Raw genomic sequence first — 25,082 nt, forward strand, 5'->3', positions numbered from 1 at the left:
CCCGTCTATTCTGCGTATTTTTGCAAGCTTCAAATCATGCACACATCCTCCATGTCAGACCTATTAGTAGAGAAAAAAGAAGAGTTGATTGAAATCTTCGGTGCCAGAGAACACAATCTGAAAAATATTGACATTTCCATTCCCCGCAACAAGCTGATTGTACTTACAGGGCTAAGTGGAAGCGGAAAAAGTTCGTTGGCATTTGACACGATCTATGCTGAAGGGCAAAGAAGGTATATGGAAAGCTTTTCGGCCTATGCCAGGTCCTTTTTAGGAGGCATGGAGCGTCCGGATGTGGATAAAATCAACGGATTGTCACCGGTGATTTCCATTGAGCAAAAGACCACTTCCAAAAACCCCAGATCTACTGTAGGCACGGTCACTGAAATTTATGATTTTATGAGATTGCTCTATGCCAGAGCTGGAGAAGCATTTTCCTATCTCAGTGGACACAAAATGATCCGACAGTCAGAGGATCAGATTGTAGAGCAGCTATTTGAAAATTTTGGCGGGAAAAAACTATTTATTCTCGCACCTGTAGTCAAGGGTAGAAAAGGGCATTACCGAGAGCTCTTTGAACAGATCAGAAAAATGGGTTTTTCGAAGGTGAGAGTAGATGGTGTAGTGATGGAAGTCCAACCTAAAATGCAGGTAGACCGATACAAAATCCATGATATTGAAATCGTCGTAGATAGAATCATTGCTGACCAGGAAGATAGATTTAGAATAAGCCAATCTCTCAAAACAGCATTGCAGCACGGAAAAGGCATTATCATGTTGAGAGATGAGGAAGGAAATATCCATCATTTTTCGAAATACCTGATGGACCCCACTACCGGCCTTTCTTATGATGAACCTGCTCCCAATACTTTTTCATTCAACAGTCCATACGGAGCCTGCCCTACTTGTAATGGGCTCGGTGTAATAGATGAAATCACCAAAGAAAGCATCATTCCGGATCCAAGCTTAAGCATTACCCGTGGAGGTATTGCTCCTTTGGGTGAATACAGAGATGTGTGGATTTTCAAAAAAATTGAAGCCATACTCAAACATTATAAATGCAGCATCTCCACTCCTATTGCCAAACTTCCGGAAGAAGTTGTCAATATTCTTTTGTATGGAGACAAAGTTGAAGTAGCTGTTGATTCTGTCAAGTATCCGGGCACCAAGTGGCACACCACCTTTGAGGGTATTGTCAATTTTCTTCAAAAACAACAAGAAGGAGGCACTGAAAAAATCCAGGATTGGGTGAGTGAGTTTACCATCACCAAAACCTGCCCGGACTGCGAAGGGTATCGCTTGAAAAAAGAAGCCCTTCACTTTAAACTGGACAATACCCACATTGGAGAGTTGGCCATGATGGATATCAGCACATTGGGCAAATGGTTCGAAGATCTGGAGGAAAGGTTGGACGAGAGGCAGAACATGATTGCCAAAGAGGTGCTCAAAGAAATCAGAAAAAGAATCGGATTTTTGCTGGATATAGGGCTGGATTACCTCACTCTGAATAGACCGCTTAGGACACTTTCAGGAGGAGAAGCCCAGCGGATCAGGTTGGCCACACAAATCGGGACCCAATTGGTAGGCGTACTTTATATTCTGGATGAGCCGAGTATTGGCTTGCACCAAAGGGATAACGTAAAGTTGATCAAAGCGCTACAGGATTTGCGGGATTTAGGCAATTCAGTGATTGTGGTGGAGCACGACAAGGATATGATGCTAGCAGCTGATTTTGTCATCGATATTGGACCCGGTGCAGGTAGACATGGTGGTCAGATCGTCGCGGCAGGTACTCCCAAAGAGATTTTGAAAATGAATTCCCTCACAGCCAAATATCTCAATGGTGAAGTGAATATTGCTATTCCTGAAAAGAGAAGAAAGGGGAATGAAAAGTTCCTGACATTGAAAGGCGCATCAGGGCATAATTTGAAAAATGTAGATTTGAAGTTACCCTTGGGTACGATGATCTGTGTCACCGGAGTATCCGGATCAGGAAAAAGCTCCTTGATTCACGAGACTCTTTATCCGCTTCTCAACCAGCATTTTTACAATTCCAAAAAAGAACCTCTGCCGCACAAAAGCATAGACGGGTTGAAATACCTTGATAAGGTCATAGAAGTTGACCAATCCCCTATCGGAAGGACTCCAAGATCCAATCCTGCCACTTATACAGGGGTCTTTACAGATATCCGCGCACTCTTTACAGAGTTGCCAGAAGCCAAAATCAGAGGTTATAAACCTGGCCGTTTTAGTTTTAATGTAAAAGGAGGTCGCTGTGAAGACTGTGAAGGAGCAGGAATGAAGCTGGTCGAAATGGATTTTTTGCCGGATGTACATATTCCCTGCGAAACCTGTAAAGGAAAAAGGTATAACCGGGAAACTTTGGAAGTCAGGTTCAAAGGCAAATCCATCTCTGATGTGCTGGACATGACAGTGGAACAAGCAGTTGAGTTTTTCGAAAATCAGCCTAAAATCCTCAGAAAAATAAAAACCCTGAATGATGTCGGCTTAGATTATATTACATTAGGACAGCATGCCACCACACTTTCCGGTGGAGAAGCGCAGCGTGTCAAGCTGGCAACCGAGCTTTCTAAAAAAGACACAGGAAATACCTTTTATATATTAGATGAGCCTACCACGGGACTTCATTTTCAGGATATTGAGCACCTTCTGGAAGTCTTGAACAAGTTGGTTGAAAAAGGCAATACTGTCCTTATTATTGAACACAACTTGGATATTATCAAAGTAGCAGACTACATAGTGGATTTGGGCCCTGAAGGAGGATCTAATGGAGGAACTATAGTCTGCAAAGGCAGTCCAGAGGAGGTCGCCAAGCATAAAAGTAGTCATACGGCCCGTTTTCTCAAAGAAGAATTGAGTTGAGCACCGAATATAACCCTCCATTGCAGATTAGCCACCCTTCTGTAAAATTAATAGTCCGGCATTCACAAGCTTGACTATATTTGGGGTCAGGTTATGAACAGGATACGCTTATATTGGAGTCTTCAGATACTGGGATGGTCAAGCCTGGCTTTGATCTATCTTTTTTTTATCTCTTTGGATAGGGGGATTTCTTCTGTACAGGTGGGAGCTTTCTTTTCATTGTCGGCCTTTTACCTTTTTTCCACACATATTCTAAGAAACACCATCAAAAAGTATGGCTGGTTCAATCTGAATTTTGGAAAGCTTCTCTTCAATTCATTCTTGGCTTTGCTTCTACTGAGTGTTCTGAATACCATAGCCCAGATCATCATCAATCTTCTTTTTGACATCCTGGACACCGAAGTAGATTTCAGGCCCGTAGTCATAGCCGGTAATATTTTCGTGAGCTTCCTTTTTTATGCCCTTTGGGTAATGATGTACTTCCTTTTCCATTTTCTGGACAATTACAACCAATCTCTAAAGTACCAGGCCAAAATCAACGAAATCCAGCTGAATCACCTCAAAAGCCAGCTCAATCCCCACTTTATTTTCAATGCACTCAATAGCGTCCGCGCACTTGTAGATGAGGATCCCTCCAAAGCCAAAACCGCAATCACCCAATTATCCAATATCCTTAGATTTTCTCTGATGATGGATAAAAAAAGGACCATAGATTTTGAAAATGAATTCAACACAGTGAAGGATTATCTCAACTTGGAATCCATCCGGTTTGAGGAAAGGCTGGATATCAAATACAGCGTAGACCCTACAGCCTACGAATACAAAGTCCCCCCCATGATGTTGCAGACAATTGTGGAAAATGCCATCAAACATGGTATTTCCAACAGGGTAAAAGGCGGACTTATAGAAATCAAATGTCATGAGGGAATCAGAGATGGCCTGATCATCCAGGTCAAGAACAGCGGACAACTGAAAGCCAATGCATTAAGCAAGAAAAAGGACGGAGAAGGGCATGGGATTAGCAATACCATACAGCGGTTGAAACTGATCTATGGGAGCAGGGCTTCCTTCAAAATTTTCAATTCGGGTAACGATTTTGTTATAACTGAAATAAAAATTCCAAAACAAAACCTTACATTAGGTTAAAATTTAACGAAAAATGCGCGCACTAGTAATCGACGATGAAAGGTTAGCCAGAAAAGAGCTGATCAATTTACTCTCACAATTTGATCACGTAGAAGTGGTCGGTGAAGCAAATAACGTAGATGATGCCAAGGATAAAATAGAATCCATGAACCCTGACGTTGTCTTCTTGGATATTCAAATGCCGGAAAAAACCGGTTTTGATTTATTGGAAGAGTTAGACAATGTCCCACATGTGATATTTACTACGGCGTACGATGAGTATGCTCTTAAAGCATTCCAGGTAAATGCCTTGGATTATTTGCTCAAGCCAGTAGAACCCAAAAGATTGGGTGAAGCTATTGAAAGACTTCAAAAGAAGCTAGCCGACAGCAATGAAAGACAAGAAATCGCCACTGATTCCCACCAAAGCAAAAAGCTTACCTTGCATGACCAGGTCTTTGTAAAAGATGGTGACAGGTGCTGGTTTGTCAAACTTCAGAATGTCAGGCTTTTCGAATCTGACGGTAACTATATCAAAGTTTACTTTGACAACAATAAACCAATGATTCACAAATCCCTGAACGCATTGGACGAAAGGCTGGATGAGAAATCATTTTTCCGTGCCAGCAGAAAACACATCATCAACCTAAGTTGGGTAGAAGCAATAGAGCCTTGGTTCAATGGTGGACTAGTAGTCACCCTTAAGGGTGGTGATAGAATTGAAGTAAGTAGAAGACAAGCTGCCCGTTTTAAGGATATGATGAGCCTTTAATTGTATATATCTCTATTTTGAATTAAGAAATACGATGTATTTATTGATTCTCAGAACCAAATTTTGTAAATAGAGCTATATATTGGTTTTATATCTATAAAAATCTACTTTGTTAAAATTTTAACGCTTTATTTCGAACAAAGCACCTATGAAAGAGGAAAGGATTTTAATCGTCGAAGACGACATCAATATTGCAGAAAATATTGAGGAAATATTAGAGCTTTTAGGGTATGTCAATATAGACACTGCCAATTCTGCGAATCAGGCCATCAAAGTGGTGAAAAAATATCGCCCTGACTTGGTTTTTATGGACATCAAGCTAAAAGGAGACAAAGACGGCATTGAGCTGGGAGAGATCATCAAGCAAATGGTAGATGCACCTTTGGTATTTGTAACTTCTTACTCTGACCCTACCATCATTGAAAGAGCAAAAAGAATAAACCCTGCAGGGTTTATTGTAAAACCTTTCAATACAAATGATATCCATGCAATCGTAGAGATCGTGCTCTACAACAAAAGAGCTAAGCCCGCTCCAGCTACTGCCTCCACAGTCATCAATAAAGACGAAAGTCCTTACCTGGTCAATGATGCAGTATTTATCAAATCTGACAATGCATACGAAAGGGTTCCGTACAAAGAAATCTATTACGTTGAGGCCAATGGCAACATGGTGACCATCTACTGCAAAGGAAGAAATTTTACAATCAGAAAATCGATGAAAGATATGGAAGAAAAACTTCCTTCCCATCTTTTCATGAGAGTCCAGAAATCCTTTATCGTGCAGTTAGCACAAATAGAAAGCTTTAATACAAAAGACATTTCACTCATTTCAGGACCAGTAGTACAGGTCGGACGACAGTATTACAATGGCTTCCTCGCGAAGTTAAACACCATCACGGAAAGTTGATAACAATAAAAAAGGTGAGCAATGCCCACCTTTTTTACTTTTCAAAAAACCAAACAATCAACTAAACTGTCAAATCAGATAGATTTCCTGTTTGCCTGAAGCAACCAATAGACTTCCTTTTTTGACAAGTTCTTTGAACTTCCCTTCGATTTCTGATTTCTCTCCGTAAAATTCAGCTACCACTTCACCATACTTATTGATGAATGTCAGTGTTGGCTGTACTTTAAGATCTTTTAGATCTACCTCCAAAACCTGAAAGGCCTCTTTGGCTTCAATTGTATCATTTACTCCCTTCACGGTAGCCACCTCTCCGAAAGATTGATCTTTCGCTTCCGCACTGGCAGACCATAAAATAGTCATTGCCATCATTAGGCCTAATAAGGCACATACATTTTTTTGAGTCAAAATAGTTGGTTTCATTTTTATATAATTTAAAGTTTTCAATTGTTTCTCAACCAATCAGTTACGCTTGCATGACTAGTATATGCCAAATTTGAATCCAAATTTTTAATACACTGATTTTCAATTGCTTATAATTATCAATGAAGCGAGACCTGTTCGGTTTCGTACACAAAATATTATTTTGTGATACAAGTCAATTGATACGGATTTGGAAAAAAAGGTTGCATGAAAAATGAAAAATAATATTAGCTAAACAGTAATTAAATGTAAAAATTGATTTTATGAAGATTAGAAAAATCTTCGTCAACGTCCAACAAAGTATTTGCTCATCAGTACTTAATTCCTAAGAGGAGCAAATTCTGAATTTTTAGGCATTCAGTATCCTTTTCTTATTCGATTTCTTTTTCTCCCTTCAACCAAGCCACTTTTTGCTCCGATTGATGGGAACCACCGATGATATCCTTATAAAGCTCCGGCCTTCTTGCCATTAAGTATCTATGTCCACCAGCCTGTGTTAATTTTTCAGCCTGTACGGAAGCAATCACAAAACTATCTTCTAACTCCCTGCATTCTACCAAGATATCTCCAAAAGGGTCTATGATCATTGAACAACCGTTTTTCAACTGATCATCATCCATTCCTATTGGGTTGGAAAAAACTGCATAAACAGCGTTGTCATACGCTCTGGCAGGAAGCCACTTCATCAGCCATGCCCTTCCTTTTAAGCCATCAAACTCCATTCTCAGGCTTGTGGGATCATTTTCCCTGTTTTCCCAAAGCTTAGGATCCACAAATCCAGCTCCAGGACGTGTAGACGGAGTACACATGGTCACATGCGGCATAAATATGATATCTGCTCCCAGAAGTTTAGTGGCTCGGACATTTTCCACGATGTTGAATAAATCTAAGGACTTTTGAAAAAGGACGAAAGATAAATGGGATAAATGGACTGGCTGCCCATCAAGCCATTGTCCTCAAACCATATAATTGATATTCAGATCGCTTGGTACTGGAATGACCATCCGGATTCAAAAACCAAAGATGTAAAATAAAAAAACCGATGGATTGCCAGTTTCCATCGGTAATACTCAATTATGAAACTGCTTACAAAAGGTCATTGGCCAAATTAGCCAACTCTGATCTTTCTCCCTTTTCAAGTTTGATATGGGAATAAAGTGGATGATCCTTTACCCGATCTATCAAATAAGATAGTCCATTACTCTGAGAATCAAGGTAAGGGGTGTCTATCTGGAAAATATCTCCTGTAAAAACAATTTTTGTGTTTTCTCCAGCCCTACTGATAATGGTCTTAATTTCGTGAGGAGTGAGGTTTTGGGCCTCATCTACAATAAAGAAAATATTAGACAAAGAACGCCCCCTGATATATGCCAAAGGCTGAATGACCAGTTTTTCCTGGTTGACTAATTCTGTGATTTTCTGATACTCTTTGTCGGATTCTTTAAACTGATTTTGGATAAATTTCAAATTATCCCATAATGGCTCCATGTAGGGATTGAGCTTGGATTTGATATCTCCTGGGAGGTAGCCAATGTCCTTATTGCTCAAAGGTACAATGGGTCTTGCCAGAAATACCTGCTTGTATTCCCGTCTTTGTTCCAATGCTCCTGCTAGTGCCAGTAATGTCTTTCCTGTCCCTGCTACACCTTGAATAGATACCAACTTCACCCGGGGGTTGAGAATCGCATGCAATGCAAATGTTTGTTCGGCATTCTTAGGTTTGATATTGTATGCCAGCTTTTTATCTACTCTTTCCAAAGTATTGTCTTCTGCATTAAAGTATGCCAAGACAGAATTTTTATCACTTTTAAGGATATAGTAAGCATTGGCTTTCCTTTTTCTGGTTCCAAGAATCAGTTTTGCTTCCACATGATGCTTGTCGTAGAGTTGATTGATCATCTCGGGATCCACACCATCAAGGACGAATCTTCCTGTATTTTCCAGCTCGGAAATATTCTTAATCTTGCCGGTTTCATAGTCTTCCGCATAAATGTCCAGGGACTTTGCTTTGAGACGAAGATTAATGTCTTTACTGACCAAAATTACTTTTCTGTTTTTCTCGGTCTCTTTGAGGTGTAGAGCCGCATTTAGGATTTTGTGGTCATTTTTCTCTTCTCCGAATACAATATTGGCGTTGATATTATTCTCCGGGTTCATGAGCACTCTAAAGTTGCCTTTGGTCTTGCCATTGAGCGGAGTCCAATTGTGAATCATGTTGTCTTTGGAGAGTTTATCCAAGAGTCGGATAAATTCTCTGGCCTCAAAATTTTTGGTATCGTTACCCTTCTTAAACTGATCGAGCTCTTCCAATACAGTGATAGGGATGACCACATCATGCTCAGCAAAGTTCATGATGGAATTATGTGCATATAGGATTACAGAAGTGTCCAGCACAAAAATTTTACGGTCTTTATCGGATTTAGCTCTTGGCATAAATGGTAAAATTTTAGCGGTTAATAGTTAGGAATAAGTTAGAAAAATAAAAATAAGATTACCATTTAAATAAGATAAAATAAGAAAGATTAAGAATTCCGCAATGTTATTCAATTGAAAGTCAAGTCAATAAATTTTAGATTATCCTCTGGGTAAACCAACTCTCAAAAAAAACATTGTTTCAAAAATACCCTGTATAAAAAAAATCACCCTATATGATACTTAAAAATAAAAAGGCGTATTTAAGATCTCCCTTAAATACGCCTTTAAAAATGCAAAGCTAAAGGCTACTTTCTACCTCTTACCTCTGAATCCAAATCCATCAAGAACGCATCAATAGTACCAGGCTTGACATGGGGCATCACCACAATTTTGAACCATTTTGGCTCAAATTCATAGGAATCTGCAACGAGATAATATTTATTCGCCAATTCCATACTCATATATTTTGCTTTGATGGCAATGATATTCAGGTATTGGTTTCGGAAGTATTCCACCCCCATCCTATCCAGCTTTTTACAAATCCGTTCGGTCTTATCACAAAGGGTTTCCATTTTGTACTTCCACCCCTCAGAACCATGAATCTGTAAAATCATCCACATGGAAATCGCATTGGCTCCTGATCGACTCCCACTGATCGTATAGTCTTTGCCGGGTATATACTGAGCTTCTTCTGTTTTGACGTAATCAAAATACCCTTTCCTGATCAAAAACAAGCCTGTACCATAGGGTGTCTGCAACATCTTGTGCCCATCTACAGTAATGGAGTTCATGTAGGGATTTTGGAATGTAAACCTGCTGGTAGTATTGGTAAAGGGGTATATAAAGCCACCGTAAGCAGCATCTACATGTATCTTAAAATCTACATTTAGATTGCTAAAATAGTCTCCCAACATATCAATATCATCCACTGAACCAAACATGGTCGTAGAAAGGTTGGCAATCACAATAAAGTACTTGATACCATCTTTCAAGGCTTCTTTTACCTTTTGATCCAAGGAGTCTTTGCGGATTTCTCTGGTTTCTTGATCGACCTCTACAATAATATTGTGGAGATTGAGGATATTGGCGCCTTTAGGCATGGAATAATGAGAATCCTGAGAGTAAACCAAGCCAATTTCTCCAATTCTGGCCCCCATTGACTTCCGGAAATAATTCCTGTAAATCCACATAGCCTGAATATTGGCCTCTGTGCCTCCAGTGGCAACATATCCGTCTTGTTTTCCCGAATCACCATTGAATATTTCTTCGGAAACAAGCTTGATCAGTTCCTTTTCTATTTTCTGAGTACCTTCAAAAACCTCCAAAACAGATTCTTCACTCAGAGTATGAACCCCTATATGGTTAGGATTCCTTACCATTGCGGACATGAATGGGGCATCTTTGAGGAATGGGGCATCCGGATAAAACTCTGTGGTGTCCAGGTATGTGCCTGGAATGCCTAGAATCGGCCTGTCTCCTCTATAATCCAGGTTATGATCCAAGGCCTTGAAAATATATTCTTTTACTTGTTCGTGTGTTTTTTTCTTCCAATACATAGTGTAAATAATAATAGATGTGAAATTAATTCCAAATCTTCCAGGCAGCTTCTGCCTGTAGTTCGAGCATTTCCAATCCATTTTTCACCAAGGCTCCCCTGGCTTCCAGGGACCTCATTAAAAAAGTCTTTTCAGGATTATAAACCAAATCATAAACTTTATGCTTGCCCGAAATATGGGCAGGGTCTATCTCTGGCATTTCTTCCGTATTGGGATATGTCCCCAAGGGTGTAGTATTGATAATCAGATGATATTGTGAAAGTAAGCCGGGCTTTTCTTTCAAGTCCTGATAGGTGATAAATCCAGGATGATCAGAAGCTGTCCTGCTCACCATCAGGTGGTCTATGTGCAAGTCTTTTAGGGCTTGCACTACCGCCTTGGAAGCGCCGCCTGTTCCCAACACCAAAGCATTCGGTCTCTCATTTCCCAACCATTTTTCAAGTGAATTTTTAAAGCCAATGTAATCTGTATTAAAACCGGTCAGCTTTCTTTCCCGGATCTGAATGCAGTTCACTGCTCCGATTTGTTTGCAAGCTGGGTCAAGGAAATCTAAATAAGGGATGACTTTTTCTTTGTACGGAATCGTAACGCTTAGCCCCTTCAATTCAGGATTATTGCTCAGGATATCAGGAAATTGGGTGATTTCAGGGATTTCATACAAGTCAAAACGGCAATCATCAATCCCTTCCTTTTCGAATTTTGAAGTAAAATACTTCTTCGAAAAAGAATGACCCAGTGGAAAACCTATCAACCCGTATTTTTTCATTTTTTGCTGATGTAATATGCTGTTCTTTCAATTCCCAATACCAACAGGATTCCAAAAGAAAATGCCAATATTGCCAGCAAAATTAAGGATTCTTCCCCAGTAACACTTAAATAATTTTGAGGAAGCACATTTTCTGTAATGAATGGTTTCTGCACCCCACTGGAGGATAGTCGGTAAGAGATCACTTTTTTCCAAGGCCAGATTTTATTGATCGACCCAAGCATAATTCCCGACAGGAAGGCAATGGTCAGGGCATGATATTTCTTTAAAAACCAGGAAATCAACCTACTAAAAGACAATAACCCGACTACGCATCCCAAAGCAAACAATGCTAAAGTGACTATATCTCTTTCATTTACTGCCTGTAAAACTCTCTCGTACTGCCCAAGAATCAGTAAGAGAAAACTCCCCGAAATCCCCGGAAGAATCATGGCACTGATAGCTATGGCACCTGCAATAAAAGTAAACCAAAGTGCATCGGGAGATCCTGTGGGCGGAAGCCCGGTTACAAAATAGGCGAAAACTATCCCTATCAATAAAAACAAGATAACGGCAATTGTCCAGCCTTTGATATCCCTGAGAATGATAATTGCTGAAATTATGATTAGCCCACAGAAAAATGACCACAAGGGAATGGGGTGCTCTTCCATCAGGTAAGTGATCAGCTTGGAAAGGGAAAATATGCTGAATAGAATCCCTGCTAACAAAGTCAGCAAAAACTTTCCATTGATGTGCTGCCAAAATTCCACAAACTTGGCTTTGAAAAGTAACTTCAAAGCCTCTGCATCTATGGATTTGATACTATCAAGCAACTGTTCGTAAATCCCAGTGATCAGCGCAATGGAACCTCCGGAAACGCCGGGAACAATATCTGCAGCTCCCATCCCCATCCCCTTGAGAAAGGTTAGGATTGTGTTTTTTAATCTACCCATAGATTGAAATGAAAAAGATGCCGAAAAACCCGGCATCAATACTTTTTGAGCTTTTTATAAATCTCGTTAATCACAGTTTGTGATCTCCAAGGAAATGGTCAAAGGTGTCTCCTCTCAACCCAAGCCTGATAGTCTCTAGTGGAATCAATTCATTGGGTGCGATATTACCCAAATTGACATTTGCCCCTAGGAGTTTGACAAACCAAACCTGTTGTTCCTTTTGAGGTGCTTCCCAGATAATTTTTTCTTCGGGAATTTTGGTGAGAATTTCTTCCACCAAACCTTGCCTCACCTCTCCGGAATCTCTGAAAAGCCCGACTGTACCCCCTTCTCTTGCCTCACCAATTACCTTCCAAGAACCCGCATCAAGTTCGCTTTGCATCTGTTCTATCCACTTGTAGGGGGGAATAATTTTGGCGGCATCTTTGGACCCTACCTCAGAAAGTACGGTCACATCCTTTGCCAGCGTCCTGATAAACTCACACTTTTTGTCATGTGGCAAACTGATAGAGCCATCAGACACTTCCGCAAATTTAAGGTCATATTTTTCCAGCACTTTCCTGTAATCGTCGAACTGATCCCTAATAACAAAAGCTTCAAAGAGTGTCCCTCCAAAATATACAGGGATACCTGCATCTCTGTAAAGCTCTATTTTTTCAGCCAAATGCTTGGTAAGGTAAGAAGTGGCCCAGCCCAGCTTTACAATATCAGCAAAATCACTGTTGGCACTGATGAAATTTTCCACTTCTTTAAGGCTCAATCCTTTGTCCATGACCATGGTAAAGCCTGCAGTACGTGGCTTTTCAGTCCGCACAGGGAGATTCTTAAGAAAATAATTCATTCAAATAAATTTCTGATTTTCGATAATAGGTCTCAGGAAGCTGATGAGTCTTCCCTATACTGAGAGATAATTTTGAAAATCGCCTTCTGTTTTTTAATGTCAGGCATCAAATCATACAAAATTATATGCTTCTCAAAGTTCAAAGTTAATGCATTTTCTAAATATGAAAAGGCTTCCTTGTATTTCCCCATTCTAAGCAAATACACAACAAGTCTATAATAAAGCTCTGACTCCTCTGGAAGTTCTTCTATCCCTTCCTTCATTACATCTACAGTCTCTTCAAACCTGTTTTGGTCAAAATAAATTATAGCAAGATTGACATAGGTTTCCATGATGCCCGGTTCCAGATTAATCGCCTCCTCATAGGCTTCTGAACTTGCCTGTAAATTACCAAGGTTATATTCAGCATCTGCTAGGCCTACCCAGTATGTAGCATTATCATTACAAAGCTTAATGGCTTTTCTAAAATAATGTATAGCCTCAAAAAACTTTTCTTTCTTGAGCATACACATCCCCAGACCAAACCAGGCATCATCATATTCAGGGTCCAGTTTTGCTGATTTTTTAAAATATTTGAACGCCATGTCAATCTGCCCCATTTTTTCGTAAGCAGCGGCCAGATAGCAGCAGTTTTCAGCGTTGGCACCTTCACAATTGATGGTGTTTTGATAAGCTTCAAGTGCAAGTTCAAATTGTTCGGTATTCATGTAGGCATTGCCCAAATTGAAATAGGCCGATGCAAATGAATCATCTATGATCAAGGCATAATCATAAGCTTGAATGGCTTCTTCATACCTACCAAGCCTATTATACACCACTCCCATATTGTACCACGCTCCGGCACTATAGGGATCTTGGTCTATAAATTCCTGATAAAAAATGAGTATTTCATCAAATGACCCTTCTTCTTCGGTAATCATGGCGAGCTGAAAAAGAGCATCTTCATGATTGATCCTTAATTTGACACATTGCTTGTAATGAAAAATCGCTTTCTCAGAATCATTCTCCGCTCTGTAAAGATTTCCCAAAAGATAGTGCACCTCAGCTTTATCCTCTGCCAAGGGTAGAAAATCCTCAAGCATCCCAATCGCCTCTTTCATATTTCCTGCGATCATCAGGGCATTGGAATAGGCCAAGACGATGTCCTCGTTATTGGGAGAAAGGTTGTTGATGCTTTCCAAAATATCCAAACCTTCATCCAGCTCATCATTGAATATCAGGCAGTTGGCTTTTAGAAGCTTTATTTCTACACTAAAGGGGAATTTTTCCAAAGCATGCTCAGAGGCTTTCAATGCTTTGACGAACTTTTGTTGGTCGAAGTAAAACCGGACGATATTCTCTAATTCTTCTTCTTCAAAGTACAAGTCAAGGTTGGATTTGAGCGAGTTTTCGAATCTCTCTACTAACTCTCTGTCCTCATCCCATTCGTTATCAAAGTCTCCGGTCATCGGCTGTATTTATTTGTTATTTAAGATACCAAAATAATCGGTGTCCTAAAAAGTATTCTTATTTATTTTTTCTGAATCAATCATCGCATTTAATAAGGCTGCTTCAAAATGCCTGTTTTTTGATTCATTTGACAAAACGGCAAAGGACTATGAATCGTTCGAACCAGCCCATTCAAATGTTTTTTCTATGGGAGTGAATTGGAATGAAAGTAGATTTTTCACTTTGGTATTGTCCATATGATAAGACAATTGAGAAATCATTGCGGTTTGTTTATTGAGGGGGCTCTTACTTAAACCTAACAATTTTGCTATTTTGATGAAAAATAGCCCAATGGTCAACATGCCATTTGTAACAGCTGTATCGGGAGCTTTTTTGCCCAAAGCTTTGGCCATTTTCTCAAAGAACTCCTTATAAGATATGCTATCTGCGCTTAGAATAAAACGCTCGTTCCACTGGGATTTTTGATAGAGTTCATAAATCAAATCTACAGTATCCCTTAAATCAATATAATTGACAGTACCAGCCGGGTAGTATTTTTTCTCTTCCAATACATAATTGTAAATTTCTGTACTGGATCTTCCGGTCCCAACTTTTCCCAAAATAATGCTGGGATGAACGACCAAGGCTTTTAGTCCTTCTTGAACTGCTCTCCATACTTCTAGTTCACTGAGATATTTGGAAATGGCATAAGGCGTGTTCAGGTCAGAGTTCACCCATTTGTGAGTTTCATCAATGACTTTGTTGTCAGGACTTTTGCCCAAGGCAGCCACAGATGAAATATGGATCAACTTTTCCACACCTTTGGTAAGCATGGCATTCACCAAATTGGTAGTGCCCTCTACATTCACCCGCATCAACTTCGACTCATCTTTTGGGTCATAAGACACCAAAGCTGCCGAATGGATCACCAAATCCATTCCCTCCAATGCATCTTCCAGAGATTGAATATCTGATAAGTCTCCTGTATGCCATTGTATGGCAAGCCCATCAGTAAGCGAAAGGTCACTTGTTTCTCTTTTTATCCCATTTATTTCACCCAAGGGAGCGAATTTTCTCGCTAGACTACTTCCCAAAAGACCTGTAGCTCCCGTGATTAGAATTTTCATAGATTTCTGTTGAGTAAATCCAACTGTTGGATCTTTCCAAAATACTTACTGGCGGGAAGAGATTCCAGCATATCCAAATACCTGTGATTGTGACAGTCTGTTCCAAAAAACCTCACCTTCCCTTCATCTACAAGCATTTCTGCAAAAGACTTCACCGGTTTGGAATAAAACCCCGTCAAAGACAAAAGGTTGATCTGAAAGTAAATTTCTCTATCAAAAAGATCTGAAAGTAATTTTTTGTCTTGGATAAGGTATTGATATCTTTCTGGGTGAGCAAAAATTGGCCTATAACCATTCATCTCCATCGCAAAAAAGATCTCTAAGAGCATTTGGGGCCTATTGATAAAACCGGTTTCTACCAACACAAGGTTGTCCTTTACCGTGAGCAGCTTTTCTCCACCTTGGACTTTTTCCAAAAAAATCTCATCCAAGTAATATTCAGCGGCAGCATGAATCTCTATATCAATCCCCTCTTTTGCTAATCCAAGCCTCAAATCCTCTAAACCCAAGCCAATAATTTCGGGGGTATTCCTGTAAAATTCCGACATAATATGCGGTGTCGTGATCAACTTTCGAAGACCATAGCCATGGAGCCTTTTGACCAGTTCTATAGATTCTTCCAAAGTCTTTGATCCATCATCTATGCCTGGAATCAAGTGAGAATGCATATCCACTTCCAACCATTTCAAACTCAGGTCATCGGTTATTTCAGTCTTTTTCCTTTTAAACAGGTCTAATAATCCCATTACAATCCACCTCCACTTTTTTCTTTAAACTCTTTGAGGGTAGGCCAATATTGATCTTTTTCAGACAATACCGGTGAATCTACCCCCCAATCTATATTTAACTCAGGGTCATTCCAAAGAATCCCTCCTTCGCTTTCTTTATTAAAATAATTAGAACATTTGTAGGAAAAAACCGCATCCTCCAAAACAGAAAATCCATGAGCAAATCCCGCAGGAATATAAAGCATGTTTGCTTCCTCACTGTTCAGTTCCTTGACAAAAGCCTTTCCAAAAGTCTCTGATCCTTTTCTAAGATCTACAGCCACATCCAAGACAGTACCAGAAAGCACCCTCACCAGTTTGGCTTGGCTGAATGGATTATTCTGAAAATGGAGGCCCCTAACTATTCCCTTTTTTGAAAAGGATTGATTTTCCTGTAGCCATTCTTCATCTATTCCGCTCTCCTGAAGAATATCAGCTCTGTAAGATTCAAAAAAGTAACCTCGGTTGTCCTGCCATTTTTTGGGATAAATTTCAAAGACTCCTTTGATGGGTGATTCAATAATTTTCATGTGCTCAATTATATGAGGCTCAAATATAACAGGATTTCACGCTAGGTTGGTAACTTTGCAATATAATCCTTGATGAACTAATTAATCTATCCCTGCATTCTACTTATACATGAGCAAATATTCAAGAAAACTTCAAAAACTTTACGATACTGCGCCCAAAAAAGACACTGCTGTTCTTGTGGCATTGATTAAACAAGGTCAATCTGACCAGCAAGCTGCTGAATACCTGGATGAGCTCGCATTTCTAACCGAAACTCTCGGTGCCAGTACAGTATACCGATTTACACAAAGGCTTGAAAAACCTGATGTAAAAACTTTTGTAGGAACAGGAAAGCTTGAGGAAATCAAATCATACATCGAACACTTTGAAGTGGACATGGTCATTTTTGATGATGATCTTTCTCCATCTCAGATGAGAAATCTCGAGAATGAACTCAAGATAAAAGTATATGACAGATCTTTACTGATACTGGACATATTCCTCAACCGGGCCCAAACTGCCCAGGCCAAGACCCAGGTAGAACTGGCAAGGTTCCAATACCTCCTGCCAAGACTTACAAGAATGTGGACTCACTTGGAACGTCAGCGGGGAGGAACAAGTACCAGAGGCGGTGCCGGTGAAAAAGAAATAGAAACAGATAAAAGGGACATCCGCCAAAAGATCACTTTGCTGAAAAACAAGCTCAAGGATATTGAAAAACAAGGTGTAACCCAAAGAAAGGGAAGAAAAGGCATCGTTAGAGTGGCTTTGGTAGGATATACCAATGTGGGCAAAAGCACCCTCATGAATTTGATCACCAAATCAGAAATTCTGGCTGAAAATAAGCTCTTTGCGACAGTTGATTCTACTGTAAGAAAAGTTGTTTTGGACAATATACCTTTTTTGCTGTCCGACACAGTGGGCTTTATCAGAAAACTGCCTACTCACCTGATAGAATCATTCAAGTCAACACTTGATGAAATCAGAGAAGCAGACCTTTTGGTACATGTCATCGATATCTCCCACCCAGGATTTGAAGACCATTTTACAGTGGTTAACAATACCTTGAATGAAATCGGGGCCAGGGATAAACCCATGCTTTTGGTATTCAACAAAATAGATCTGATCCAAGAAAAACCTTCGGAAGAAGAACTTCAACATATGACTGAAATTGAGGTAGAGGAAAACAATTACCTGGATCTTGAAAAATTATCCGAAGCTTATGAAAAGAAAACCGGAATTACTCCTGTTTTCATGGCAGCGCAAGATGGGACTCACGTAGAAGACTTCCGAAAAGCACTGGTAAAAGAAGTTAAAAAACAGCATCTTAAAATTTACCCCCATTATTTAGAATCAGAGGTATTTGACCTTTCACAGTTTGAAGACTTAGACTAAGTCTTCAAACTGTTTTTACTTGAATCTTTGGTCAGAGTCTTTTTCCACACCAACCCCGACTTCAAGTATATAAAAAAAATTGATCATTTTTGAACCAAAGAGAAGCCTAATCCCACCTGTACTCTAAGATGATTGTAATCAAAATCAGTCATGACCGTGCCGATTTTCAGATTTACTCCCATTAAATTCATTATCAAGCCAGATTCCAAAGCAAATACATTCAAATTATTTTGGGGGCTTTTGGCCCAGGATGTCAAGTTTGGATTTTCCTCCGGGTTCTCCATTTCATAGAAAACTCTGGAATGATTCAGGCCTGCCCCTGAATACATCCATAATGGTCCTATCAATTTCCATGTCAAACCCATAATTCCTTCAATCGACCCGGTTCTTGTAATTCCAGTAGGCTCAAATCCAGCATCGGATTCATATGGCTTGCCATTTCCCCTAACTTCAAAACCATTTGTTGCTGTAAAAAGACCTTGATTTGAGCGAACAGCCATGTAGCTTCCAACACCTCTGGGCCTAAGATTTCCCATAGAAATCCCGATTGGCATCGATTGATGAAAATCATAACTAAAATAGAACCTGTCCTTTAGTTTGGGAATACGGATATCACTTGAGGTTTCACTTAAACCTGTGGAATCCGGCATGGATTTTCTCCTACCCATTTCAAACTCCAGTTGGGAGATCTTGTATGCGAGATTTTTGTCTTTTAGCCTTTTTGCATGCTTGATATATGTTTTTGCCTTACTTTTCATTTCCAAATGGTGGTATGCGAAAGCCATATAATAATACCCACCTGCTTCGTAAGGTGATTCCAAAATCAAAAAATGTGCATTGGAAAGAACTTCTTCCCATTTTGAGTTTTTGGCCAATTCTTCAATGATTTCATCAGCCCTGTTGTCTTCAGAATAAGAAAAAGCTAACATAGGAAACAGCAAAATTCCCACTAATAAATTCAAAATGACTCGCTTCATTTGCGCTGGGGTTATAAGTGAAATTGAGCAAATTTGGTAGGCCAAAATTACGCATCCCCATTCTGATTTACTAATTTATCCCCATATTTTATAAACTTAAATAACTGATTTTCAGTGCTTTAAAAAAATATTTTGGATAAAGAAAAAGATATTTTATATACCAAAAAATGTTGTAAAATTTACCAGCGTATTTGAATTAGGAAAAAGTGAATTTCATCACAAAAATAATTTTAAACTTTTGCTGAAAACCTGACCAAATCGCTATTAAAAACCCAGCGTTCGGCCAGGTTTTAGGACTTTGAACAATGCCTCGAAAATAGTCTTGATGGTTTCACTTTGATTATCTTTTGAAGCTCCAAGATTGAATTCCCAGCCATCGGCCTTATTGTATGAAACCCTAAAGGTACTCATGATCATTACGGCACTCAGGGCACCTCCCAAAGCCAGAATAGTCCCTGCTACCATTTCATTATCATTCCAGTTTTCAAGCTTATCTTTCAGGTAGTCTACAGTATCTGGATTTTTTGCCATGAGTTCCAGAGATTGTCGGGCTAATTTTACGGCAAACTCCTGTTGTAAAGGTTCTACAAATTTTTCTTCTGATACCTGGTCGAGTTGTCTCATTTCAGGCATATTTTTCACAGCATCGGGCAAATTATCGATGATATCGGGAAGATCGGCTTTGGCTTTTTGGACCATTTCCATTTCTATATGCCTGAAAAGTCTAAGGGCTTTAAAATCATCCAGTGCTTTTACTTTTTCTAATGTTGTCATGGTATGAGTGGTTTTATCTGAAATCTCCGATTAAGGAAAGGCCCGCCCAATAATATTCTGGGGGATGCGGCCCAACTGGTACAATTTTTTTTAGCTCTAAAACAGCATTTCTGTGGGCATCTTTTATTGGAATTTGCTCATTCATCCAAATGCTGTAGAATTTTTTGAAGAAAAGGTTGCTCCAGTCTACATCAATATCCCAACTTGCACTGATCATGCTGCTGACTCCACAATAAAAGAAAGCCCATTCCAGTCCTAAAGCATCCCCTCCATAACCTTCTTTTGATCTCCCACTTACACAGGCCTGCATGCTGACATGACTACCTAATAAACTTACTCCCGATCCTGTCAATACCTCCGGGCTTAATAAATGCTGACCTTGATGATAATTGAACATAGCTTCAAGTTCAGGCTTTTTTCCATCTGACATCAGCAAAAGTCCACTGTTATAATAAGGATTCAACTGTTTATGATCCGCATTAGCAACTGGCTTTGGAAAGACTCCGTGCGTAGAGAAATGATATAATTTGTGAGGAAAGAGTACCTGAAGCACCTTGGGAATGGATACATCCTCATCTTCTTTTGCCCCATCTTCCTCAGGCAACAAAAATTGAGGAATTTCTTCGAAGGCTTTGACTTTTTCTTCATCATCCTGAACAGCTGAACAAGTGATGGCTATGATTTCATTCAGATCCTGGGGTTCCTGTTCCAACAATTTTAAAAGCTGAGAGCCGGAATGGATTCTGGAAACAGAGAAACCCTCTATCAATGCTTCTCCTGATTGTAACTTGGCAAATTGAAGGGAAAATAAATTTAAAATTCCATCCGGTGAATAGGCAATATGGTCTCCTGCCTCAATCAATCCTTCTTCCAATGCAAAATTCAAAGGATCAATAAACTTCCCAAGCTCCAAAGGGATATCTGTTTGTTCTCTTTTTCCAAAAAGACCCGAAACCGGAGCATTCCAAGCCGAAGGGCTAGCATAATCCCTGCTCAGCCATTTTTGTAAAGCATCCTCTCCCGCTCCCTTTGCAGAGGCAAATAGCCTTCCCTGCTTGGTAAGAAGCACTGCATAGCTCCTGTCATAATCCACAAAAATACTCAGGTAGTGCGCATTATACTTCTGTAAATAAGGTAAAAGCTTTTCCTTCAATTGATCAGGACTCTGTAGTTCCATTTGCTTACCTGTTGTCTCCAGGAGTCTGTCTGATAGATTTCTTCCTTTAGACGCTTCAATTCTGTGAAACAAACGAGTGATATTTTTAGACATATAGTTTGTCAAAGCCATGGCTCCAAAAAGAGCAGGATATTGTCCAAAAACACCTGCCCTTTCATGAATATTACTGATAGAAGCTCTTTGTTTTTCTAAATGGTGGTAAACCTTGTCCAATGCATCCGCCGCTTCCTGAAAAGACTCCAAGCGATTGTGACAGATATACTGGCAATAAGCTATAAAAGCCAGGTCAGAATGTAGAGATTTTTCAAAAAACCATTGATAGTGTAGACCTAAATCCATCAAACATTTTCTAAGCAGCTCTTCCTTATGACCAAGTTCTTCATTGTGAAAAAAAGAAGTTTGTTGGGTCAATAGATGCCTCTTGGCCTGGGGAGTATCAGAATTATCAATCCCTCCGAGTTTAGCTTGACTTTCCAGAGTCTTGGCAGATATTTTCTGAGTAAGCTCAATGAGTTCTTCATTTGAGATACCCCCGGGCCCCTCATGCTTCGCTATTAGTTTTTCAATGGATGTAATATCCATTTGATCCTCATATCCGGCCATTACAATTTTGATTGATTCAAGCATGCGCTTGAGATCCTGGATTTTTCGATTTTTAGAAAAATCCTCAACTTCTGCTACCGACATAAATGTTTTGGAATTGATCAATTTCAGCTTGTTCATTAGCCGATCAAAAAGAATTCTTGATGCAGGAAGGACGAGAGATTCATCTACATTTTCAAGGATATCTTTGGCCCGATCCGATTGATTGTTTTCCAGATAGTTTTCAGCTGCCTGGAGATGAGTGGAAATAAAAACCTGCTTTTCCCAACCCGGTAGGGTCAGCCCTTTCATGGTTTCATATTGGGTGACAGCAGCCTGAAACTGTCCGGAGTCCAAAAGCCCTTTTTGAATCAGGTAGCTGTTATTTCCCAAATAGTATTCAAGATCATCATTGGAAAGCTCTATCCCTGAGGACCAGAGCTGTACTCCCCAAACCAAACAAGCAGAAGCAAAATCTCTTCCCTCATTCAGTTTTCCACCATGTGTCAGTGAGGTGGCCATGGCATCAAAGGCTGCTAAATCATAAATATGCTGTTTGGCTTCCAGGAAAAATAGTGCGTTCTCCAAGGAAGCATTAGGGTATTGCTTAAAAATCCCGGCCAACTGCTCCCTATTTTGGGCCTGAATGGTATCAATCAAAAGTTGATATAGCGTAGGAGCTGAATTTTGATTATCCATTTTACAAAATTTTGATTGAAAAATATCCAGAAGTCAGACCATTAATATATTGACAAACAATTGTTTAATAGGCTCTTACAATTTAAAAACAAAATTTCAGAGTACACAGAAGATTGAAATTAATCTGTTAAATAAATTGATGTATCCAAACAACAGTTGATTCTTGAATGAATTGAAATTAGAGGTCTAGTGGCAAATTGAGTTCAATCAGCACAAAAATGAAATGTGAATTTGTGAACACAAGCACCAATTGAAAAAACTCATGGTCAAATACATTTTTTTAGAAACCAATCATAAATGTATTGATCAAGGACTGTTTATACAGTTAAAATCCTTAATCAAATTAGGTTTTAAAGAAAAATATTACAAAATATAAACAAACTTTTTTGTTGATTTTATTAAATTTTACTAATATTCAATCCTTTTTATCAATAATTATAGAATTTAATTTTGATTTAAAGCTATTTGAATCAGAAAAAAAGTATTTCAAATAATTAAAAATGAGTTTAGTTCAATTTTGAAGCGATCACCCATGAAGCTCAAAGTTTTATTCGTGCTAGTTTTTCTTGTGAATTATTTCAATGCATTTTCCCAATGCGATGATTGTGATGTCACAATCAATGGCAATGGAAATCCATCTGGAAATTTTTCTCATGGGAGCAAAGTATGTATTAGTGGTATTCGGACAAATGCCATTAATTTTAACAACAGAAACAATATTATTATTTGCATAGCCGATGGAGCATCATGGAATGGTCAGGCAAGCAGTTTGTCGGGGTTAAGTCAAATTTCAAACTTTGGGTCATTAGAAATAAACAATGATTTCAATGGCAACTGGTCAATAGATAATTTCGGAGAAATATCATTTAGCATCAATCTTAATTCAAATAAAACAATTAATAATTACGGGGCATTTTCAACTAATGGAGATTTTGTCATATCAAGTAATAGTACATTTTACAGCAATGGGACATTTTATGCAGGTGGCTCTGTTAACTTCAATAGTAATGCACATGTAACTTTAGAGGGCAACAGTCTTATTGCAGGTTCTTCTGTTATCAATACCGAAATAAATTTATCAGGAAGCTATACAGTAAATGGAGCCTTACAGATAAACAGCAATGGTGGAGTCAATGCACTTAATGGATTTAATAATCCTAAAATCAATGTGCTAGGCAGTTTCAATAATAACGGGAAAATAACTGGAAATGGCTTAGATAAATTTGGGAACACCCTTTTTGTCAACAAAAGCCCGGGTAACAATCCGATAATTGGAGGTTTCAGCATAGGGGATGTATCAAATACCTCTTGTCTTGAAATAGAAGAATTACCCACTGCCGAAGGGGTGGATAGAATTTTCTATTTCAGTTGTTCTGATATTTTTATAGTGCCTAACTTAGACGTGAATGAGGAAATAATTGATGTTATGGTCAGTATAATTGGAGGCGGAGGCGGAGGCGGATTGGGTTCTTCCGCTGGAGGAGGAGGTGCAGGCGGTGTTATCAATGCTGACGGGTTGCCTTTGAAGGTTGGCTCTTCTTACCCGGTTGCCGTTGGAAGCGGTGGACCTGGAGCAATCACATCTAATAATCAAGGTATTAACGGTACCAATTCCGCTTTTTATGGAATAGTTTCCAAAGGAGGAGGTGGAGGAGGATCTACACACCCATCAGCTAGAGGCGGTGTAAACGGTGCGTCTGGTGGTGGTGGCGGAGCTAATAACAATCCTTCTGCAGGCCAAGGGAATGGAGGCTCAAGAATAGCGGGTATTGGCAATACTGGTGGAACTTCCTTAAGGCAAAATCAAAATCAACTCAATGGAGGAGGAGGGGGTGGTGCTGGGGGACCTGGAGAAAATGGAAGAAATAATAATCCAGGCAATGGAGGTGACGGAATTGGGCTTAATATTTTGGCTGGAAGTTCAAGATTTTCAAATGCTTTTGCTGGTGGGGGTGGTTCAACCGGCAGAAATCCATCTCAGGAATATGGAAATGGGACAGGAGGAGAATTTAACAGCATTAAGATAGGTGGAGATGGAGATGGTAGAGAAGAGTTTGGAATTGGAAATCAGGGGCTTAAGGGGACCGGTTCGGGCGGAGGTGCAGGAAGGAATCAAGGAGGTACTGGTTCATCTGGAGTGGTAGTGATCAGGTTTGTCCTAAAAATCCTCCCCGTAGAGTACCTCTACTTTGAAGGCGTACTCAGCCAAGACCAAAAAACCGTAGGGCTATCCTGGGCCACGGCCAAGGAATGGGAAAGCTCCCACTTTGAGGTATTGCGAAGCTTTGACAATATCGACAGCTGGGAAAAAGTAGGGGAAGTTGAAGCCGCTGGCTATTCTGAATCTCCTATGGAATACAGTTTTGAGGACAATGATAATTTCACCCCTTTCAATATGGCCTATTATCAGCTTAGGCAGGTTGATTTTGATGAATCATCACATTTGAGCAAAGTCATCGGCATACAACTTCCAGTGAATTCAGACCAAACCGTCACTTGGAGGGTTTATCCCAACCCCGCATCAAATCAGAATGTTCAACTTTCTATCCTTGAACAAGGAGGACATAGTGGGGAAACTGTTTATGCAACACTTTTTTATCCTCTCGGTAGAAGTATACAGTTTACCGGCAACACCATAAGTGAATTATCGGAGCAACTTAATGATGCCTTGAAAAATGGAGGTAGAGGGGTATATATTTTAAACTTGTTATGGGGAAATGAAAATCAGCAATTGAAAGTTTTAAAGAATTAAGCATAGTTAATTGCGTAAAAAATCCATTCCACAATTAAGGCTTATAGTTTCATAAAAAAACCACATATAAAATCGTTATAATTATTTTTTCATTGTTTTTTATATAAAATGTATGAATCATAAAAAAACAAAACTATATTTGTAATGCTTTTTATTGATTTTTAAATTCATTTTTTTGTATTCTAAATTTTTTTATGAGTATATTTACCTTGATAACCAAGTACTTACAAATACTATGGAGCCTAAAATTTTTTTTTATGAAAAAATCTTATTTTCT

General features: G+C 39.3%; 19 protein-coding genes and 1 pseudogene. 6 read left to right on the forward strand and 14 right to left on the reverse strand.

The window, feature by feature from the left end; genetic code table 11:
* Window positions 1–36 precede the first annotated feature (36 nt).
* The 4 genes from uvrA to A33Q_RS10995 all read left to right on the forward strand — a co-directional run bounded on the left by uvrA (window position 37) and on the right by A33Q_RS10995 (window position 5,687).
* Window positions 37–2,883, forward strand: coding sequence for an excinuclease ABC subunit UvrA (uvrA, locus tag A33Q_RS10980; RefSeq protein ID WP_407635782.1), 2,847 nt, complete (start codon window positions 37–39; stop codon window positions 2,881–2,883).
* Between the two features lie 93 nt (window positions 2,884–2,976).
* Window positions 2,977–4,029 carry a sensor histidine kinase gene (locus A33Q_RS10985; protein WP_009034019.1) on the forward strand — a complete coding sequence of 351 codons (1,053 nt, stop codon included), beginning with the start codon at window positions 2,977–2,979 and terminating at the stop codon, window positions 4,027–4,029.
* A 13-nt stretch (window positions 4,030–4,042) separates the two neighbouring features.
* Window positions 4,043–4,780 (forward strand): LytR/AlgR family response regulator transcription factor, encoded by a 738-nt coding sequence (locus A33Q_RS10990; RefSeq protein WP_009034020.1) that lies wholly within the window; start codon window positions 4,043–4,045, stop codon window positions 4,778–4,780.
* A 148-nt stretch (window positions 4,781–4,928) separates the two neighbouring features.
* Window positions 4,929–5,687, forward strand: a complete 759-nt coding sequence (locus A33Q_RS10995; protein ID WP_009034021.1) for a LytR/AlgR family response regulator transcription factor — start codon at window positions 4,929–4,931, stop codon at window positions 5,685–5,687.
* A gap of 69 nt (window positions 5,688–5,756) precedes the next feature.
* On the opposite strand, the gene A33Q_RS11000 is transcribed toward A33Q_RS10995, so the two are convergent.
* The 11 genes and pseudogenes from A33Q_RS11000 to rfbC form a co-directional block, all read right to left on the reverse strand.
* Window positions 5,757–6,107, reverse strand: coding sequence for a hypothetical protein (locus tag A33Q_RS11000; RefSeq protein ID WP_009034022.1), 351 nt, complete (start codon window positions 6,105–6,107; stop codon window positions 5,757–5,759).
* Window positions 6,108–6,478: 371 nt separating this feature from the next.
* A pseudogene (locus A33Q_RS11005) lies at window positions 6,479–6,985 on the reverse strand (nitrilase-related carbon-nitrogen hydrolase); the annotation flags it as partial.
* A 208-nt stretch (window positions 6,986–7,193) separates the two neighbouring features.
* Entirely contained in the window at window positions 7,194–8,540 is a 1,347-nt protein-coding gene (locus A33Q_RS11010; protein WP_009034024.1) for a PhoH family protein, read from the reverse strand.
* Window positions 8,541–8,827: 287 nt separating this feature from the next.
* Window positions 8,828–10,078 (reverse strand): pyridoxal-dependent decarboxylase, encoded by a 1,251-nt coding sequence (locus A33Q_RS11015; RefSeq protein ID WP_009034025.1) that lies wholly within the window; start codon window positions 10,076–10,078, stop codon window positions 8,828–8,830.
* Window positions 10,079–10,103: 25 nt separating this feature from the next.
* Window positions 10,104–10,844 carry a shikimate dehydrogenase family protein gene (locus tag A33Q_RS11020; RefSeq protein WP_009034026.1) on the reverse strand — a complete coding sequence of 247 codons (741 nt, stop codon included), beginning with the start codon at window positions 10,842–10,844 and terminating at the stop codon, window positions 10,104–10,106.
* Window positions 10,841–11,776 (reverse strand): polyprenyl-phosphate transporter, encoded by a 936-nt coding sequence (locus tag A33Q_RS11025; protein WP_040490389.1) that lies wholly within the window; start codon window positions 11,774–11,776, stop codon window positions 10,841–10,843. The genes A33Q_RS11020 and A33Q_RS11025 overlap by 4 nt, the downstream gene beginning before the upstream one ends.
* Before the next feature lie 70 nt (window positions 11,777–11,846).
* Complete coding sequence (locus tag A33Q_RS11030; RefSeq protein WP_009034028.1) at window positions 11,847–12,617, reverse strand: phosphosulfolactate synthase; 771 nt, start codon at window positions 12,615–12,617, stop codon at window positions 11,847–11,849.
* Window positions 12,618–12,649: 32 nt separating this feature from the next.
* Window positions 12,650–14,065 carry a tetratricopeptide repeat protein gene (locus A33Q_RS11035; protein ID WP_009034029.1) on the reverse strand — a complete coding sequence of 472 codons (1,416 nt, stop codon included), beginning with the start codon at window positions 14,063–14,065 and terminating at the stop codon, window positions 12,650–12,652.
* Between the two features lie 147 nt (window positions 14,066–14,212).
* Complete coding sequence (locus A33Q_RS11040; RefSeq protein WP_009034030.1) at window positions 14,213–15,172, reverse strand: NAD-dependent epimerase/dehydratase family protein; 960 nt, start codon at window positions 15,170–15,172, stop codon at window positions 14,213–14,215.
* On the reverse strand, window positions 15,169–15,918 hold the full coding sequence (locus A33Q_RS11045; protein WP_009034031.1) for a tyrosine-protein phosphatase: 750 nt from the start codon (window positions 15,916–15,918) through the stop codon (window positions 15,169–15,171). Before A33Q_RS11045 ends, A33Q_RS11040 begins: the two co-directional genes overlap by 4 nt.
* Window positions 15,918–16,469, reverse strand: coding sequence for a dTDP-4-dehydrorhamnose 3,5-epimerase (rfbC, locus tag A33Q_RS11050; protein WP_009034032.1), 552 nt, complete (start codon window positions 16,467–16,469; stop codon window positions 15,918–15,920). Before rfbC ends, A33Q_RS11045 begins: the two co-directional genes overlap by 1 nt.
* A gap of 109 nt (window positions 16,470–16,578) precedes the next feature.
* On the opposite strand from rfbC, the gene hflX reads away from it, so the two are divergent.
* The gene (hflX, locus tag A33Q_RS11055) at window positions 16,579–17,844 is read left to right on the forward strand and encodes a GTPase HflX (RefSeq protein WP_009034033.1); all 1,266 of its coding nucleotides are present in this window, start codon (window positions 16,579–16,581) and stop codon (window positions 17,842–17,844) included.
* A gap of 83 nt (window positions 17,845–17,927) precedes the next feature.
* Here hflX and A33Q_RS11060 read toward each other — a convergent pair whose 3' ends face one another.
* The 3 genes from A33Q_RS11060 to A33Q_RS11070 all read right to left on the reverse strand — a co-directional run bounded on the left by A33Q_RS11060 (window position 17,928) and on the right by A33Q_RS11070 (window position 22,053).
* Window positions 17,928–18,821 (reverse strand): hypothetical protein, encoded by an 894-nt coding sequence (locus A33Q_RS11060; RefSeq protein WP_009034034.1) that lies wholly within the window; start codon window positions 18,819–18,821, stop codon window positions 17,928–17,930.
* A gap of 264 nt (window positions 18,822–19,085) precedes the next feature.
* On the reverse strand, window positions 19,086–19,595 hold the full coding sequence (locus tag A33Q_RS11065; RefSeq protein WP_009034035.1) for a hypothetical protein: 510 nt from the start codon (window positions 19,593–19,595) through the stop codon (window positions 19,086–19,088).
* A gap of 13 nt (window positions 19,596–19,608) precedes the next feature.
* A complete protein-coding gene (locus A33Q_RS11070) occupies window positions 19,609–22,053 on the reverse strand; it encodes a CHAT domain-containing protein (protein WP_009034036.1) in 2,445 nt (814 codons plus the stop codon).
* A gap of 532 nt (window positions 22,054–22,585) precedes the next feature.
* Between A33Q_RS11070 and A33Q_RS21560 the strand changes: the two genes are divergently transcribed.
* Window positions 22,586–24,805, forward strand: coding sequence for a glycine-rich domain-containing protein (locus A33Q_RS21560; protein ID WP_009034037.1), 2,220 nt, complete (start codon window positions 22,586–22,588; stop codon window positions 24,803–24,805).
* Window positions 24,806–25,082: the final 277 nt, after the last annotated feature.

The sequence above is a fragment of the Indibacter alkaliphilus LW1 genome, assembly GCF_000295935.2.
In the GTDB taxonomy this organism is placed as follows: Bacteria; Bacteroidota; Bacteroidia; order Cytophagales; family Cyclobacteriaceae; genus Indibacter; species Indibacter alkaliphilus.

What these genes read in the sequence shown, in the direction of transcription:
- A33Q_RS11035 (WP_009034029.1), bottom strand. Translation starts at nt 14,065, where the DNA reads ATGACCGGAGACTTTGATAACGAATGGGATGAGGACAGAGAGTTAGTA.
- uvrA (WP_407635782.1), top strand. Translation starts at nt 37, where the DNA reads ATGCACACATCCTCCATGTCAGACCTATTAGTAGAGAAAAAAGAAGAG.
- A33Q_RS10990 (WP_009034020.1), top strand. Translation starts at nt 4,043, where the DNA reads ATGCGCGCACTAGTAATCGACGATGAAAGGTTAGCCAGAAAAGAGCTG.
- A33Q_RS11070 (WP_009034036.1), bottom strand. Translation starts at nt 22,053, where the DNA reads ATGGATAATCAAAATTCAGCTCCTACGCTATATCAACTTTTGATTGAT.
- A33Q_RS11000 (WP_009034022.1), bottom strand. Translation starts at nt 6,107, where the DNA reads ATGAAACCAACTATTTTGACTCAAAAAAATGTATGTGCCTTATTAGGC.
- A33Q_RS10985 (WP_009034019.1), top strand. Translation starts at nt 2,977, where the DNA reads ATGAACAGGATACGCTTATATTGGAGTCTTCAGATACTGGGATGGTCA.
- A33Q_RS11015 (WP_009034025.1), bottom strand. Translation starts at nt 10,078, where the DNA reads ATGTATTGGAAGAAAAAAACACACGAACAAGTAAAAGAATATATTTTC.
- A33Q_RS11060 (WP_009034034.1), bottom strand. Translation starts at nt 18,821, where the DNA reads ATGAAGCGAGTCATTTTGAATTTATTAGTGGGAATTTTGCTGTTTCCT.
- A33Q_RS11025 (WP_040490389.1), bottom strand. Translation starts at nt 11,776, where the DNA reads ATGGGTAGATTAAAAAACACAATCCTAACCTTTCTCAAGGGGATGGGG.
- A33Q_RS11065 (WP_009034035.1), bottom strand. Translation starts at nt 19,595, where the DNA reads ATGACAACATTAGAAAAAGTAAAAGCACTGGATGATTTTAAAGCCCTT.
- A33Q_RS11010 (WP_009034024.1), bottom strand. Translation starts at nt 8,540, where the DNA reads ATGCCAAGAGCTAAATCCGATAAAGACCGTAAAATTTTTGTGCTGGAC.
- A33Q_RS11045 (WP_009034031.1), bottom strand. Translation starts at nt 15,918, where the DNA reads ATGGGATTATTAGACCTGTTTAAAAGGAAAAAGACTGAAATAACCGAT.
- A33Q_RS11040 (WP_009034030.1), bottom strand. Translation starts at nt 15,172, where the DNA reads ATGAAAATTCTAATCACGGGAGCTACAGGTCTTTTGGGAAGTAGTCTA.
- hflX (WP_009034033.1), top strand. Translation starts at nt 16,579, where the DNA reads ATGAGCAAATATTCAAGAAAACTTCAAAAACTTTACGATACTGCGCCC.
- A33Q_RS11030 (WP_009034028.1), bottom strand. Translation starts at nt 12,617, where the DNA reads ATGAATTATTTTCTTAAGAATCTCCCTGTGCGGACTGAAAAGCCACGT.
- A33Q_RS21560 (WP_009034037.1), top strand. Translation starts at nt 22,586, where the DNA reads ATGAAGCTCAAAGTTTTATTCGTGCTAGTTTTTCTTGTGAATTATTTC.
- A33Q_RS10995 (WP_009034021.1), top strand. Translation starts at nt 4,929, where the DNA reads ATGAAAGAGGAAAGGATTTTAATCGTCGAAGACGACATCAATATTGCA.
- rfbC (WP_009034032.1), bottom strand. Translation starts at nt 16,469, where the DNA reads ATGAAAATTATTGAATCACCCATCAAAGGAGTCTTTGAAATTTATCCC.
- A33Q_RS11020 (WP_009034026.1), bottom strand. Translation starts at nt 10,844, where the DNA reads ATGAAAAAATACGGGTTGATAGGTTTTCCACTGGGTCATTCTTTTTCG.